Raw genomic sequence first — 16,386 nt, 5'->3', positions numbered from 1 at the left:
AGGTAGTCAATTAAGCGCATCGTGCAAAAGTTTTTTAATCTCCGGCGCCCCTCCGCTGGCAAGGAATATCCCTTTTCCCCGGCAGTCCTGTTCTGTCATTGTGCTGTCGCTTCCAATATTTTTAGGCGATGTGGCTGACCATATATAAGAATGTAAGAAAAGACGGCTATTTTGCTGCTGAATTTTCTTCTCGGTGTCTTTTATTCGTTTGTGCAAATCTACTTTGGATTTGGTTTTTGCATCGTACCGAGAAAGCCCTTTCGGATCGATAAACAGAATATCCTGTCTTTTTGAGTCTCTAACCCAAAGAATGAAATCGGGATAAAAAGCATAGTCGTCAAAAAAAGAAACGCCTTTCCCCCGACTCATGTTACGCATCAGATAGATTTCTTTGCCTTGCAAAACATCAAAATTATGTTTGTATTCCACAAGATCCTTCAGATACTTGACAAATTTTGCTTCTCCCTCGTTCAAAGGAATAGGCGTGATTTTTACTGAGTCATGAGGCCTGGCATGGAGTAAAGGTATATATGCGTGGAAACCTGGATTCAATAATGAAAGTTGATACCCGCCTGATAATGGATATATCTCATTGTATTGCCCTTGTTTCACATCTTCTGCCATCTGTTCAATGTCTTTAATCAGTGCCCTCTCTTTAGCATCAACCGATAGTTTGTATTCATAAACATGGTTCGGATCGTCATCATCCAGCGGCACAACTTCCATGTGCTGGTGTTCCCAAATATTTCGTTCTTTGCGCCAGTATTGATCGGCATATTCGCAAATTAAATCCACCGCAAGGTCTTCCCATTCTCGCACTCGCCCATGTTCGGAAAACTCCAATTTTTCCAGTGGAATGTAAAGTTCATACCAATCGCCATTTTCAAGTAGCGTGTCCACCGCTTTCTGAGAAACAGTCATGTTATGCCATGAAAGTCTATGCTTGCGTTCAAGAACTCGATGATAAACCGACAATTTGTTAATCAAATCCACATGCTGTTTTTTCAATTTGCCTGTTGTGATAGATTCGGCATCATCATGATTTTGTTGTCTCGATTCAAGAATCTGTAAATGCTGGTAACGGTCAATCCTTATATTGTCTTCTGCTTTGGGTTTTGATGGCAGTGCAATGCGCTTGGGGGAATATTGAAATTCTCCTGCACTATCGCGCTTTCTAATCATTTTAAGATGGCGTGTCTTTCCGAACTGTTGTTTGGTCAGTAATGTAATAACAATCCGATCATTGATATCCTCTTGTTGAAGATAGTCCTTGAACTTATCCATATAGTTGGCTTTGAGACCGAAGATGTTGAGCGTCTCAAGCAATTTTAGTTGGTCGCTATCTTGCGGGTTTGCATCTTCAAGCGCGGTATGCCGTTTGAGCGACATGTCGCGCCCCTTGAGGCGAACGCCTCTACCAAACATCTGGATGATTTGCGGCCCTTCGCCGGTGCCGACATGCATCAGCCCCATGGTGCTGACCCGCCAAGAATTCCATCCGGCGGCAAATTTTCGCGCACCGATAACGATATTCACCGGCGAATTATTGTTATCCACATCGGCAAAAAGCGGTTTGGAAAACGCGTCCTTTGATAGTGTAAAGAGCCGATTTTTGACATCTCCAAGTTTGCTATAAAGCCCGGATGCATTGCCGACATTGATGACCCCGAACGGACTAGCGTCTCCGGTGCTGAGTTGAATTTCATCCATACCGCTGAGATGAGATATATGCAGTTGTCCCTTACCACGAAAAACCACCGAACATAACTCTTCATAGATTTTTTTCGGCTGATTTTCTTTTAGGTAGGAAAATGATCCACTGAATAGGTCCGTGCCTTGTTCATCGACAAGCCCGGTATTATTGCTGATAAGTTTTTGAATGATTGCTATCACTTCTTGCTGTTGACTTTGCACCCAAGCCAAGAAAGTAATAATTCGAACCACATCGGTTTCTGTCTCTTTCTCACCGACACTCTTGCCGCCGGTAACCGTCTTGCCGAGAAATACCCAAAGTGGTGGTGCAATGTTGAATTCCCGCCATTGCCCGCCCTTATCCTCGAAAATTCGGCATTGCTGATAAAACATCAACAGGCAGGCAAGCAAATAAAAATTGTTCGCCTCGCCATCATCGGTCTGTTGCAGATTGGATATTTTATAGTCCTTGCCGTAGCCGTCTTCATAAAAAAATCGGTATGAGTAATCAAACAACATTGATTTGCCGTATTCGTCGCGCAGTTTTTTGATGTCATCGCCACTGCCGGAAACCGCCTGATTAAATGTTGCCGAGTATTCAAAGGTAAAACCGTTTTTCGCCAGTTGCTTGCGACGGTTTCTCCAAACCTTGCCGCCGGTGCCCAGGTGCCCCTCATCCACCATCACAAGATTGTTCTCTTCAAAGGATGCCAAAGCGACCCGCTTAATGCCTTTCTTGTCATCCAGTTTGTGAAGGTCAATGATGTCCACTACCCCGCCACTGTGAGAAAACATCCCCCCGCCTGAATTATCGGAAAATAGTTGTGCCGGGATGCCACTTGATTGCAATTCACGCAGGTGCTGTCGGGAAAGTCCTTCGTCCGGTGTTACCAGTATTATTTTGTTGAGTTTGTGTAGTCGTTTGTATTCTTTCAGATAGTGTTTGTATTGCAGAATATTGGCATGCAAAAGAAGCGTCTTGCCGGAACCTGTCGCGCTTTGAAAGGCAAGCGTGCGAAGATCGGCGGTCGTGTAGTCAGCCATGCCAGACGCGCTGTCTCTTTTTTTCCATTGGTTTAACTTTTCAACCAGAACCTCAGGGTCTTGAAAATACAAATCAAGATAGCGTTCGGTAAACAGCAGGGCGACATATTGAAACGGTTTCCACGATTTGCCATTATCCGCAGTCATTCGCAGTGTCTGGCTATGGGCGATTATGTTTTCGTCATATCTGGCAAGGTCGTTTTTTGTTACCTCTTTTGAGTGAGTATCTAAATAGGCATCAATCGCCCGATAAAAGTGAGTTGTGTTATTTTCGGCGAGTCCATCTTGCACACCTTCCAGCCGATTCAGCATCTCGCGCAGGTTTTTATAACCGAATTGGTTGCACATAAAACGGTGCAGAACCATGCGCGATTCAAGATTGTTTTGGCGAGACATGTTATTTTTTCTCACCGTCTTCGCTTTTGTTATCTGCCATTACTCTGTTCCTAAAAACATCAATTCCCTAAAAACCGGTTCAGTGGTTATCGCTTCCCACTGGTCGCCTGATTTCCTGAGTGCGTTCAAAGTATGGTCGCCATTCACATAAACAAGGTTCAAATCACTGGCGAAAGTTTTGCGATGCTTTCTAAACCATTTGTCCAGTTTGGAGGCGTTCATTTTCTCAATATTGCGCCACAGAATCAAGCAATTTTCGCCTTTGGCGTTTATACCGGTGATTGTTAGAACACCCTCTACTTGCCGGCGAGTGGCAAGCCGCAAGCCGAGCAGGAAGTTAAAGGTTTCCGCAAGGTCAACCGGTGCATCACGGCGAACCCCATCGCGCACCAGGGACAAAGTGTAATTGAATGGGTCAATAAAATCCTGCCCCAGCAGGGACGCGCTGGTTGCAGTTTCCTCGCCGAGAACATACCGGAGCAGGTAATCCTCAATGAATTGCTTATTCTCTCCTGCTTCGAGCAAGTCTTTGCGCGGCTTGACGGTTAAACTATCCAGCGTGTCTTCGTAAGATTCCAGGCGCACATATTTGAATAATTGGCTAATTCCTTCTCTTCCCCGTGGCTTGCCGTCTTTCCATTCTTTGGAATAGGTGACTTTTTTGATACGCGGCAGTAGCACTTCGTCAAAGTGGTGTCCGATTTCCACGAGGATATATTTTCGGTTGCCGTTATCTTCGCGGTTGATGTTTATTACCGCATGGCCAGTGGTGCCAGAGCCGGCGAAGTAATCAAAAATAAAGGCGCGACTATCTCGCCTAGTAATGTGGTTTATACAGTCTTTAACTGTATGAATGGACTTCGGATAACTGAATAAATTATCACCGATAATGTTGCTTAATAATTTTGTACCATGCGCTCCAGCATTATATTTTTTATCTGTCCAGTTACTAAATATCGGTCGGTGCTTTCCATTATTACTTGATTTGATGTATAAAGAGCGTCCATTTTTACAAACCAAGTTACCTGCTTCAATTTCGTTAAGGCATGATTCATACGACCTCCTCCATACTCGCTCAGTGCCATCACGACTTACTGGGTATACTCTTACAAAGCCTTCGCTGGTTTTTTCTCGTGGGTAATCATCATTTTCAGGAGGCGGTTCCAACCCTACTACACTAGATGTTTTCGGATTCACCAAGACGCAGTAAAAACTATTCGGGCGACCTTTTCTAAGATTGCTTTCCGCTGTTCCAGTTCGCAAAAACGCTATTTCACTATTCTCGCTGTTTTTTGATTCCCCAAACAAAACTTTTACTCCGGACGGGGTCATGAATAGCGCATACTCGTGCGTTTCCGATATATTGGTGCCTTCAAGGCCAGCACCCGCCGGATGATGATTTACTACGACGACACTCCTGTCGTATTCATGAAAAAGTTGATCCAAAATTTGCGTTAAAGTCACAAACTCAGTGTCGTCGATCGCTAGTACTTGACTTCCGTCTCTGGTTAAAAACCCCTTCCCAGCAACGATTCTATTCTCCATCAGACTCATCCAAGATGAATGTTTATAGCCGTTTTTATACATAATCGCCGAAGTATTAGTGTTATATGGCGGATCAATATAAATACACTTGACTTGCTCCCTATACCTCTCCTGCAACAAATTCAACGCTTGGAAATTCTCTCCGTGAACCAACAAGCCGTTCAGTTGTTCCTCAATGGGCCCGGCATCCGACAGGGCAGCAAGCAGTTTGTTCTGGAATGTTTGATTGAAGTGACGAGTATCCAAAACCAGATGTGGATTTTCTTTGAGAAACTTTGGTTTTAGTGGATTGCTATATGCGGTGGCAACAATGTCGCCTTTTAGTTCGTCAATCGCAAACAGTTTCACCCATTCATTGCGCTGTGCTTTGTTTTTGGCAATTTCCGCATAGAGTGATTCGGGCACTTTGTCCAGCGTTACACAATACTGCGTCTCCAGCACAAATTTCTTTTTCAACCACAGTTGTTTTTGGAAATCTTCCAGTTGCGCCAGAAAATCTATGATTTTCGCGCCGACTCTTTTTATCGCCTTGATTTGCGCCAAGCCGCGTATAAATACGGCGGGGTCATCGGTCAATTCCAAATTATCAATGGAGATGACTTCGCTTTTCAAATAATTGTCCAGTTCCCGCCGCAGAAAGCCGCCCAGGTCTTTATGAATGAAATAGTCAAAGCTGTTCTTCGCCGTATAGGCGGTGAGGTGCTTGCCGAGCAGCGTGCGACTTTCATCTGCTTCGGTGGGGCAAGGCGCGGCAATCAGAGCTAACCAGCCCTCCTTGTCCTTTTTAATTTTCGCGAGAATGCGCTGTTCGGTTTCCTGATTGATGGAATGTTGTCGCTTGATTCCGTTTTGCGGGTGTTTGTTTTTCTCGCCTGCGGTCAAGGGGCGATGGTCAAAGCGGATAATTAATTCGTTTGCGCTAACCTTGATAAAATCCTTCGCCAACACAAACAAGCGTTGCTTGCCGTTACTCTCTTTGATGTTGTCTTTTTCATTATCCGCCGCCGCAACCTCAAAGCACACTCGGCGTTTGCGGTCGCCGTCGCTGAGAGTAAAAATATATGATGAATAATTTTCCGTTGTCTTGATGTAATACTGATCTGAATTTGCCCAGTGAAGTTTTACTTCCTCGCCGTTGTAGGGGATGGAATAGGCTTCCTTGCCGCCGCTTTTGTAGCGACGTAACGACATAAAATCGCCTTCGTCATAGTATCTGGAGAAGAAATTACAAAGATGATTGTAAGTGTTGGCTTCGGTTTGTTGGTCGGCTTTAGCGGCTTTCAGTTGGGTTTGTAAGTTTTTTACTTCCGGGCTTGTCTGCGGATCGGGAACATGGCGTTTTGCTTGTTCGATTGCTTTTTGAAGTTTTGTTTTTAATGTTGGAATATCAGAGTCGGCAATATCTCCCAGCGTCTCGGTAATTTGTGGCAACAGGTGCTCGTCAAGAAATTCATTAATCTCGGCACTTTTCATCGCCATAATGCGATACAATCCGAAGTCCAAATCACCGCGATCAAGTTGAAACAACTCGCGCAGTTTTGCCTTGAGATTTTGTATATGGTCACCGTCGTCGTTTTTGTTATCTGCCATTACTCTGTTCCTAAAAACATCAACTCCCTAAAAACCGGCTCAGTGGTTATCGCTTCCCACTGGTCGCCTGATTTCCTGAGTGCATTCAAGGTATGATCGCCATTCACATAAACAAGGTTCAAATCATTGGCGAAAGTTTTGCGGTGCTTTCTAAACCATTTGTCCAGTTTGGAGGCGTTCATTTTCCCAATATTGCGCCACAGAATCAAGCAATTTTCGCCTTTGGCATTTATACCGGTGATTGTCAGAACACCCTCTATTTGCCGGCGAGTGGCAAGCCGCAAACCGAGCAGGAAGTTAAAGGTTTCCGCAAGGTCAACCGGCGCATCACGGCGAACCCCATCGCGCACCAGGGACAAAGTGTAATTGAATGGGTCAATAAAATCCTGCCCCAGCAGGGACGCGCTGGTTGCAGTTTCCTCGCCGAGAACATACCGGAGCAGGTAATCCTCAATGAATTGCTTATTCTCTCCTGCTTCGAGCAAGTCTTTGCGCGGCTTGACGGTTAAACTATCCAGCGTGTCTTCGTAAGATTCCAGGCGCACATATTTGAATAATTGGCTAATTCCTTCTCTTCCCCGTGGCTTGCCATCTTTCCATTCTTTGGAATAGGTGACCTTTTTGATACGCGGCAGTAGCACTTCGTCAAAGTGGTGTCCGATTTCCACGAGGATATATTTTCGGTTGCCGTTGTCTTCGCGGTTGATGTTTATTACCGCATGGCCAGTGGTGCCGGAGCCGGCGAAGTAATCAAGTGCAGTAGCATCTGTACTACCGTTGATTGAAGAAATTATGCAGTCACTGACCAAGTTAACGGATTTAGGGAAGTCAAATTTCTTATCTCCGAATATTCTTTTTAATTGAACTGTACCATTAGACGATTGATAACTACTTTTATTCCACCAAGTTTTTGGTTTTGCGTCTTCATCCATACGCGCTTTAAATTGAATACTAATTTTATTTCCCGCCGTACTTCGAACACGATATTCTTCTGTCTCATCGGTTACCCGCTGATGTCCTCTTGACCAATTCCCATCAACTGATTCATTTCCAACTTTTCTGACTGGATATATCATTGTTTCGTTATCTACTGGAGACTCTCTCAAAACCCACTCTCGTTTGCTTTCATCCCAGTCCATTTGTGGAATACGAATTTCGTTATTGTCATTGACAAAAATTGGATAGTACTGTTTGGGTCGATCTTGTCGTCTATCATTTGTGCCAGTGCGAATAAAATTCATCCACGTAAAGCGGCCATGATCGTCTTCATGGGGGTAGTTACTCATCTGTTCTTCCGTTTTTTCAATAGATCCCGGAACAGTTTTTTCTGTTTTTCCATAAAACAGGGCATATTCATGGGCAGGCGCAAACCGACCTTTTGTTTTACGGCCCCGCGGATTTGAGCATACTGCAACGATACCGAGCTCAGATTCATAGTTTGTTACCAATATGCTACGTAGGGAGGATACCTCTTCGTCATCTATTGCCACGCAAACAATTCCATCATTTCCCAGCATGGCTTTTGAAAGCATCAAACGATCTTCCATCAACGACATCCAAGATGAATCTTTATAGCCGTTTTTATACATAATCGCGGATGCATCAGTGTTATACGGCGGATCAATATAAATACACTTGACCTGCTCCCCATACCTCTTCTGCAACAAATTCAATGCTTGAAAATTCTCGCCGTGAACCAACAAGCCATTCAGTTGTTCCTCAATGGGAGCAGCGTCCGACAGGGCGGCAAGCAGTTTGTTCTGGAATGTTTGATTGAAGTGGCGAGTATCCAAAACCAGATACGGATTCTCTTTTAGAAAAGCGGGCTTTAGTGGATTGCTATATGCGGTGGCAACAATGTCGCCCTTTAGTTCGTCGATCGCAAAAAGCTTCACCCATTCATTGCGCTGTGCTTTGTTCTTGGCAATGTCCGCATAGAGTGATTCGGGCACCTTATCCAGCGTTACGCAATACTGCGCCTCCAGCACGAATTTCTTTTTGAGCCAGAGTTGTTTTTGAAAATCCTCCAACTGCGCCAGGAAATCAATGATTTTATTGCCGACACTTTTTATCGCCTTTATTTGTGCCAGACTGCGTATAAATACGGCGGGGTCATCGGTCAATTCCAAATTATCAATGGAGATGACTTCACTTTTCAGATAGTAGTCCAGTTCCCGCCGCAGGAAGCCGCCCAGGTCTTTATGAATGAAATAGTCAAAACTATTCTTCGCCGTATAAGCAGTGAGGTGCTTGCCGAGCAGCGTGCGAGCTTCATCTGCTTCGGTGGGGCAAGGCGCGGCAATCAGAGATAACCAGCCCTCCTTGCCCTTTTTAATTTTCGCAAAAATGCGCCGCTCGGCTTCTTGATTGATGGCATGTTGTCGCTTGATTCCGTTTTGCGGGTGTTTGTTTTTCTCGCCTGCGGTCAAGGGGCGATGGTCAAAGCGGACAGTCAATTCGCGTGCGCTAAGCTTGATAAAATCCTTCGCCAACACAAACAGGCGTTGCTTGCCGCTAGTCTCTTTGATGTTGTCTTTTTCGTTATCCGCCGCCGCAATCTCAAAGCACACCCGGCGTTGTCGGTCACCTTCGCTGAGCGTGAAAACATAGGAAGCGTAGTTCTCGGTTGTCTTGATGTAATACTGATCGGCATTTGCCCAGTGGAGTTTGACTTCCTCGCCGTTGTAGGGAATGGAATAGGCTTCCTTGCCTTCGCTTTTGTAGCGGCGAAGCGAGATAAAATCGCCTTCGTCATAGTATCTGGAAAAGAAGTTGTAAAGATGATTGTAAGTATCTGCTTCGGTTTGTTGGTCGCTCTTGGCGGTTTTTATTCTGCCTTTCAGTTCCTTGATCTTCGGGGCATCTTCGGGATTAACACCCAGTCTATTGGCAGCTTCGGATGCCTGATCAATCTCCGCTTGCAGTAATGAAGTATCGGAGTCGGCGATATCCCCCAATACTTGCGTCACCTGCGGTAGCAATTCATTGTCCAAAAACGCATTAATCTCGGCACTTTTCAACGCCATAATGCGATACAAACCGAAATCCAGATCGCCACGGTCAAGTTGAAACAACTCGCGCAGTTTCACCCTGAGTTTGGCGATGTTTTCCTCAGTGCCCTTGCTGAGGGTTTCAGGGGGGTGGGTCATTTCCGGTTCCGGCCCTACAGCAACAATTTTGATGAAATTCCTTTCGAAAACGTCAGCTACACTTGCTTTCGCCGCAGTTGAGGCAGGTCATGCAGCCGTCCAATAACACCGTGGCTTTGGTATGGCATTTTGGGCAAAGCGTCGCCCCGGCCGGGAAATTGCCGGCTTCCAGGTCAATGCCCCTCAGTTTATTTTGCGCCTCGAATTCCTTGCGTTTTTGAGCGACCAGTGCCTGTTGGTGTGGGTCAAGGCCTGTATCGACAATCATCCCGATCATTTTTAAATGGGATTCAATCGCGTCGCCGATTTCAGCGACCAAAGACGGCATGAGTTTTCCGCCGCGCTTGAAGTAGCCGCCTTTGGGGTCGAATACGCTTTGCAGTTCTTTGACCAGAAAGGTGACATCCCCGCCCTTTCTGAACACCGCCGAAATGATCAATGTCAGGCCCGAGATCCATTGGTAGTGGTCCATGTTTTTTGAGTTGATGAAAATCTCAAACGGTCTGCGTTTTTCGAATGGCGTGCCCGGATTCAACAGGATATCGTTGATGGTGATGTAAAACGCGTGTTCTGAAACGGGCGTCTTGATTTTATAGGTATTGCCGACCAACCGGTCCGGTCGCACCACTTTTTCGTGCATTTGCACGATTTTGGACTGATCCTGAGCGCCTGTGTCCAAAGACTCCGTTATCGGCCTGGCGGATTGTTGCTGCGCCGATTGGGCTTTGTTGTCATGGTCGTTGCTTTGGTCGTTGACTCGGTCGTTGTGTTCGGGTTTGACGACGTTGTAATCAACGATTTGCTTTTCAATTTTAATGGCCATGATCTAATCAGTCTGCTTTTATGTTATTGCTTCTTTTATGTATTGATGAGGTCGATTTTTCGAGCTTGCTTATACGTCCATCGTCACATTTTCAGCGGCTGGCCGCGCTCGCTCAGCAAACTTCGCTGGACGTTGTATGGCGTGTGCATCCCCTGCTCCATATTCTGGTCCATATTCTGGCCCAAATGCCGATTGAACTGAATTCTTCTATTGCGCTCGCTATTTCGGGAAAGGGTTGAGTGCCTTTTGCCAGATTTTTTCACAACACCTTGTTCACAATTTAAACTCTTTTGTCATTAATTAAAAATTCCCGCCAGCGCAAATAATGTCTGGTTAAAATCTACCGTAGTAACCTTCTTTTAATGCGTCGAACAGGTTCGCGGCGGTATGAATTTCGCCATCGTATTCAATTTCTTCGTTGCCCTTGACTTCGACCATTTCACCGTTTTCCAGCGTGAACTGGTATTTGGTGTTTTCCAGGTCCTGCTCTTTTACCAAAACACCCTGGAACGCTTCGGGGTTGAATCGAAATGTGGTACACCCCTTCAGCCCTTTTTCCCAGGCGTATTGATAGATGCCTTGAAAATCTTCGAACGCAAAGTCGGTGGGTACGTTGGCGGTTTTCGATATCGACGAATCGATCCATTTTTGCGCCGCCGCCTGCACATCGACATGCTGTTTCGGGGTAATGTCATCGGTGGTGACGAAATAATCCGGCAGCGCGTTTGTCTTGTCTTCGGTGCTCGCGGCGGCCTGCGGATTGACCAGATGACGATAGGCCAATAATTCGTATGACAACACATCTATTTTCTGCTTGGATTTCTTGCCTTCGCGGATGACGTTGCGGCTGTAGCTGTGGGCAAATGTCGGCTCGATGCCGTTGCTTACGTTATTTCCCAGCGACAGGCTGATGGTGCCGGTCGGGGCGATGGAAGTATGGTGCGTATAACGACAACCTTTAACCGCGATTTCGTTTTGCAATTGTTGCGGGAATTGCTGCATATAACGACTGTATTTCCCCATCAATACCGCGCCCTTGACGGTGTCGCCGAGAGCATAGCCGTGTTTTTTCATTTCCGGTCGTTGCGCCAGCATTTCGTTGGTTACCGGATATTCCTGCTCCAGTATCGGCGCGCTGCCCTTCTCTTCGGCCAGTTGGATGCCGATTTCCCAGCCCACGGTGGCCATCTGTTCGGCGACGCGTTCGGTGAACTGCAGCGAGGACTCATCGCCGTATTTCATTTGCAGCATGGTCAGGGTCGAGCCGAGCCCGAGGAAGCCCATGCCATGTCGGCGCTTGGCCAAAATTTCCGCGCTTTGTTTTTCAAGCGGCAAGCCGTTGACTTCCACCACGTTATCCAGCATACGGCAAAAGATGGCGACCACTTCACGATACTTGTCCCAATCAAATTTGGCGGCAGCGGTAAATGGGTTATCGACGAATCGGGTCAAGTTGACCGAGCCAAGCAGGCAGGCGCCATAGGGCGGCAACGGTTGTTCGCCGCAGGGATTGGTGGCGCGGATATTTTCGCAAAACCAGTTATTATTCATTTCATTGATTCGATCGACCAGGATGAAACCGGGTTCGGCATAATCGTAGGTAAAGTTCATGATCAGGTTCCAGAGCCGCTTGGCTGGAATGGTGTTGTACACCCGGCAAGCCACCTGACCGAGATTATTGGTGGTGTAATCCGACGACTGCGACCAGGGCCGCATAATGATTTCGTATTCGGCGCTCTCTATTTCCTGTTGGGTGGCGGGGAAATACAGTTTCCATTCGGCATCGTCGTTCACCGCTTGCATAAATTCATCGGTAATCAAACACGACAGATTAAATTGTCGCAGGCGGCCGTTCTCGCGCTTGGCGCGGACGAACTCGAGAATGTCCGGGTGGGCAATGTCAAAAGTGCCCATTTGCGCGCCGCGCCGCCCGCCAGCGGAAGACACGGTAAAGCACATTGAATCAAAAATATCCATAAAAGACAGCGGGCCGGAGGTATAAGCTCCGGCGCCGCTGACGAAGGCGCCCTTGGGGCGCAAGGTGGAGAATTCATAGCCGATGCCACAACCGGCCTTCAACGTCATGCCGGCTTCGTGGGCCGACCTTAAAACGCCGTCCATGGAATCTGGAATGGTGCCTGAGACGGTGCAGTTAATGGTGCTTGTTGCTGGTTTATGCGCCAGCGCGCCGGCGTTAGAGGTAATTCGCCCGGCGGGAATGGCGCCGTTTTTCAATGCCCACCCAAACTTGGCGTGCCACTCCTGTTGTTTCGCTTTGGTAACTTCGACTTCAGATAAAGATTTGGCAACGCGATCGTAGGTCGCATGGATATCCTGATCGATCGGCTCGCCCTGCATGTTCTTCAGTCGATATTTTTTATCCCAGATATCGAGGGACGCGGGCTGCATCGGGATATCGTCCACAGAGACGCTCTTGATGACGCTGCCGATGGCGCTTTTATTATTGGCCAGGTTAGCCATGTTCATGATTAACTATCTCACTCAGCGGCCTTAAGGCCGTAACGTCGTCAATTTCTATAAAATAACTGTTATCCCTGTAATGTTAATCTCCGTTTGCACAACCAGAATTTTTCTGGCTGGTTCCACCAACCCACTGCCAACCCACTGATTGGCACTATATTTTATATTTTAGTATAAAACTATATGTAGTGGGTAAACTCCGATATTAAACCCAATATATAGGGTTCGTCAAAATTATTTTTCCTTTCCAACAATTTCAACAGGTTATCTACGTTGCCAAAGAGAGATCGGGCCGGTTAGTCTAAAATGTCCGCCCATCAGGCCTGCTCAGAAAATATTTTCAGGCAACGCTTTGGTGTCGCTCACCCCAATCCATCGCCAATTTTATTGCTCGTTTTTTTGATGACGTCTAAAACCTTTTTTGGCATCAATTGATTCAAGCAGTTCAGATGATCGAGCGGACATTCCCGCTGGAAGCAGGGGCTACATTCCAAGCCAAGGGCAAGGCGGTCGCTTTTGTTGGTCAGCGGCGGGGTGAAGGCATCGCTGGATGAGCCGTAAATGGCGATCACATGGCAGCCGACGGCGGCCGCAACGTGCATCAGTCCGGAGTCGTTGGTGACCGCGTATTTCGCCAGCGACATCAAATCAACCGCCTCGCCGAGGGTGGTGCGTCCGCAAAGATCGGCGCAGCGTCCCTGACAAAGCCGGTTGATGTGCGCGGCGATTTCGCGGTCGTTTTTGGAGCCGAACAACCACACCTGCCAGCCGCGCTGCAATTGCCGGTTGGCGACTTCGGCAAAATGCTCGGCCGGCCAACGCTTTGCCGGACCGTATTCGGCGCCGGGGCAAAGCGCGATGATCGGCGCATCGGTGGCAAGCGCGAAGCGCGACGCGGTCTCGGCAACCATCGCCGGCTCCACCGCCAGTGCCGGTTGGGGGATGTCGTCTATACCCGGCGGCGCAACATCTTTGCGCATGCCGAGCGCGGCAAACTGTTGCACATTGAGCGGCATCACCCGCTGGTCTATAACGCGAATATCGTTCAGCACCCCCCGGCGTTGCTCGCCGAGATAGCCGGTGCGCCGCGGGATTTTCGCGAACCACGGCACCAGCGCCGACTTGAACGAATTCGGCATGACGATGGCGCGGTCAAAAACCGTGTTGCGCAGTCGGCGTCCGAGTTGGTATCTCACGCGCAAACCCAACTCGCCATGCCCAAGCGGCAGACAAATCCGGTGCGCCACTTCCGGCATGCGCTCCAGTATCGGCATACTCCAGGCCGGTGCCAACACCGTAATCTCGTTATCAACATGATTGGATTCAGACGCACGCTTCAGCACCTTAAACAAACTTTGCGCCATCACCATATCGCCGACCCATGCCGGACCGACAATCAGGGTTTTTTCACATGTGGCCATGCGCTGGTCGTATGGTGTTTATCACTTCGTTCAAATACATCCGTGAAGCATTTCAATTGCGCCGGCTTGTTGCGCCAGTCGTGTAAAAAACGCCGACGATCTTTGCGATGTTTATGTATAAATATGCGCAATGCACCGGGGATTTTTGATCGAATCGGCGCGGAAAAATCCTGGGTTTGATCGAGATCAATCAGCGCGATGTCTTGCTCGGTCACCAACAAGTTGTGCGCATTCAAATTGCCATGGTAAATCCGCGCGCGGCGCATTTTTTCCAGCAACGCAACCAACCAACTCAATTCCAACTCGTTCGGTGGCTGATGCTGATACTTTTGCGCCGCCGTGGGGAACTGGTTGAACGCGCAAACAAAATAACTACCCAGCAGAAATGGCCCCCAGCGTTTTTCCACGAAAGCAATGGCGCCTGGTGTTTTGATGCCGCTGATTTTTAGCAGATGCGCGTTGCGCCAGGCAATGCGCGCCTTGCTGGTGCGCAAACAATATCGCAACCCGCGAACAATGGTCTTGCGGTTATAGCGTTTAATAATCACCCCCCCCCCCCCCGAATTGGGCACGCACCACGGTGGTGGAACGCCCATCTTTCACCATCTCGGCGTGCGCCATCCAATCATCCGGATTTTGCAAAAACGAAATCAACTCAGCACAATGATATTTGCGCATCCACACTGCCGTTTGATGCCAACTTTTATGCACCGCGATTTCACTGCCAACGCGAAAACATTCGGCAAGATAACGATCCTTGCGACGCCGCCACTGGTGGTATCGCGCTTGCGCTTGCGCGCTATTTATATATGCCTTGATATACTTGAAAAACACGCCGCTGGCGGCACACCACGCAATTACCAAACCGCGCCAGCCGTCAAGGAAACCTAACTGCAGCGCATAACTTTTGGCGAAGGTATAACCGGCGCGCAACACCACCAACGCGGGATGGAATACGCGCGCCTGCGGTGCCGCCAACTCGGAGTAATCCCGAATCTTGTCGATGCGAGCATTAAGATTGGCGGTAGTGTAATGATCGACTCCGCCGGTCAGCAGAATCTTTTTGCTATGCGCGTGCAGCACGATGCCTTCGTGTACTTTGGCTTGGGAAAATTCGTGCCGGCGACGATCAAACAAACGCGGAATGTGATCTCGCCCCAAGCCGCCACGCTTGATGTGTTTGCCCATGAAAAAATTGCGCCGGTCAATCACGCCCAGGCGATTTTCATCGCCGTTGGTATCCCACAACGCCAGCGCATCGCACAGATCAACATCCGCAATTTCGTCCGAGTCGATCGAGAAAATCCAATCGTTGCTCGCTTTGCTTACCGCCTCGCGTTTGGCGTCGCCAAAACCATTGAACGCAATCTCAAATACGCGGACATTTTGGAACACCCGCGCACGCACGATAGTATCGTCAGACGAGCCGGTATCACAAACCACCACCTCATCAAAAACGTCCAACGCTTGCAAGCATTGCTCGATGGTTGCGGCGGAGTTGCAGGTAATCAGAACCGCGCTAATGTTTTCAATTTTCATGTTCTTGAATAAACTTCCCTACTCGTTTTGCGTTTAGTTTACCACGCCATAAAAAGAGGTATCCGGGGTGGCCGGATACCTTATATTGTGTCATTTCTGCTTTAGCAGAAATGACGGCGTATTTAACTGGATTCCCGCTTGCGCGGGAATGACGGTCCGGGGCAAATGACGACAAGGGGCAAAGACGGGCTACGCGCAATTTCGCTCCCGCGCGAACTGTCCTGCACCGTATTTCAACCTATACCGTCATTCCCGCCGGCAGGCGGGAATCCAGAGTGGCGGCGTTAGCCGCCGGGACGCGCTCATACAGTAGCGGTAAGCAACAAACACCATCGCCTTGCCGTCATTCTCGCATCGAACGGCGCGGCTTCGCCGCAAAGGAGTCCGGCTACGCCGGACGGCATATTCCACTGGATTGCCCGGCCAATAATAATATGGGCCGGGCAATGACAAATGATAGGCAATGGTGAATTGAGAGGACAAAGGCGAGTTGAGAGGCCAAAGCACACGAGAGAAAATGTCCGGCTACGCCAGAGCACGTTTTAGTGTCACGCTTTGCGAGACACTTATTTACCATTGTCCCCCCAGCCCGTCATTCTCGCCGCAGGCGGGAATCCAGTTAAATATGTCGTCCGGCGTAGCCGGACTCCTTTGAAAGAGTGTGAGTCTCGCTTCAATATGCGCCACGAAAATAGGTGTCAATATC

The 16,386-nt window shown here is 48.2% G+C and carries 10 protein-coding genes; all 10 read right to left on the bottom strand.

The genetic code is table 11. The features are described from left to right. Positions 1–6: 6 nt before the first annotated feature. The 10 genes from ACP158_RS03435 to ACP158_RS03390 all read right to left on the bottom strand — a co-directional run bounded on the left by ACP158_RS03435 (position 7) and on the right by ACP158_RS03390 (position 16,382). Entirely contained in the window at positions 7–3,132 is a 3,126-nt protein-coding gene (locus tag ACP158_RS03435) for a DEAD/DEAH box helicase family protein (RefSeq protein WP_424947583.1), read from the bottom strand. Positions 3,133–3,171: 39 nt separating this feature from the next. Continuing rightward, complete coding sequence (locus tag ACP158_RS03430; RefSeq protein WP_424947582.1) at positions 3,172–6,267, bottom strand: site-specific DNA-methyltransferase; 3,096 nt, start codon at positions 6,265–6,267, stop codon at positions 3,172–3,174. Continuing rightward, a complete protein-coding gene (locus ACP158_RS03425) occupies positions 6,267–9,416 on the bottom strand; it encodes a site-specific DNA-methyltransferase (protein ID WP_424947581.1) in 3,150 nt (1,049 codons plus the stop codon). The genes ACP158_RS03430 and ACP158_RS03425 overlap by 1 nt, the downstream gene beginning before the upstream one ends. A 52-nt stretch (positions 9,417–9,468) precedes the next feature. Next, entirely contained in the window at positions 9,469–10,239 is a 771-nt protein-coding gene (locus tag ACP158_RS03420; RefSeq protein WP_424947580.1) for an NrdJb, read from the bottom strand. 333 nt (positions 10,240–10,572) lie between these two features. Then, the gene (locus tag ACP158_RS03415) at positions 10,573–12,648 is read right to left on the bottom strand and encodes an adenosylcobalamin-dependent ribonucleoside-diphosphate reductase (RefSeq protein ID WP_424948389.1); all 2,076 of its coding nucleotides are present in this window, start codon (positions 12,646–12,648) and stop codon (positions 10,573–10,575) included. A 434-nt stretch (positions 12,649–13,082) separates the two neighbouring features. Continuing rightward, complete coding sequence (gene waaF, locus ACP158_RS03410; RefSeq protein ID WP_424947579.1) at positions 13,083–14,141, bottom strand: lipopolysaccharide heptosyltransferase II; 1,059 nt, start codon at positions 14,139–14,141, stop codon at positions 13,083–13,085. Then, positions 14,117–14,689, bottom strand: a complete 573-nt coding sequence (locus tag ACP158_RS03405; protein WP_424947578.1) for a lipopolysaccharide kinase InaA family protein — start codon at positions 14,687–14,689, stop codon at positions 14,117–14,119. The genes waaF and ACP158_RS03405 overlap by 25 nt, the downstream gene beginning before the upstream one ends. Further along, positions 14,679–15,680 (bottom strand): glycosyltransferase family 2 protein, encoded by a 1,002-nt coding sequence (locus tag ACP158_RS03400; RefSeq protein WP_424947577.1) that lies wholly within the window; start codon positions 15,678–15,680, stop codon positions 14,679–14,681. The genes ACP158_RS03405 and ACP158_RS03400 overlap by 11 nt, the downstream gene beginning before the upstream one ends. Positions 15,681–15,982: 302 nt before the next feature. Beyond that, on the bottom strand, positions 15,983–16,144 hold the full coding sequence (locus ACP158_RS03395) for a hypothetical protein (protein ID WP_424947576.1): 162 nt from the start codon (positions 16,142–16,144) through the stop codon (positions 15,983–15,985). Between the two features lie 106 nt (positions 16,145–16,250). Next, positions 16,251–16,382, bottom strand: a complete 132-nt coding sequence (locus ACP158_RS03390) for a hypothetical protein (RefSeq protein ID WP_424947575.1) — start codon at positions 16,380–16,382, stop codon at positions 16,251–16,253. Positions 16,383–16,386 lie beyond the last annotated feature (4 nt).

It is taken from the genome of Candidatus Spongiihabitans sp., from assembly GCF_965247905.1.
Classification (GTDB): Bacteria; Pseudomonadota; Gammaproteobacteria; order Arenicellales; family Poriferihabitantaceae; genus Spongiihabitans.
The sequence above is the reverse complement of the archived record's forward strand: the minus strand, read 5'-3'. Positions and strand labels throughout refer to the sequence as shown.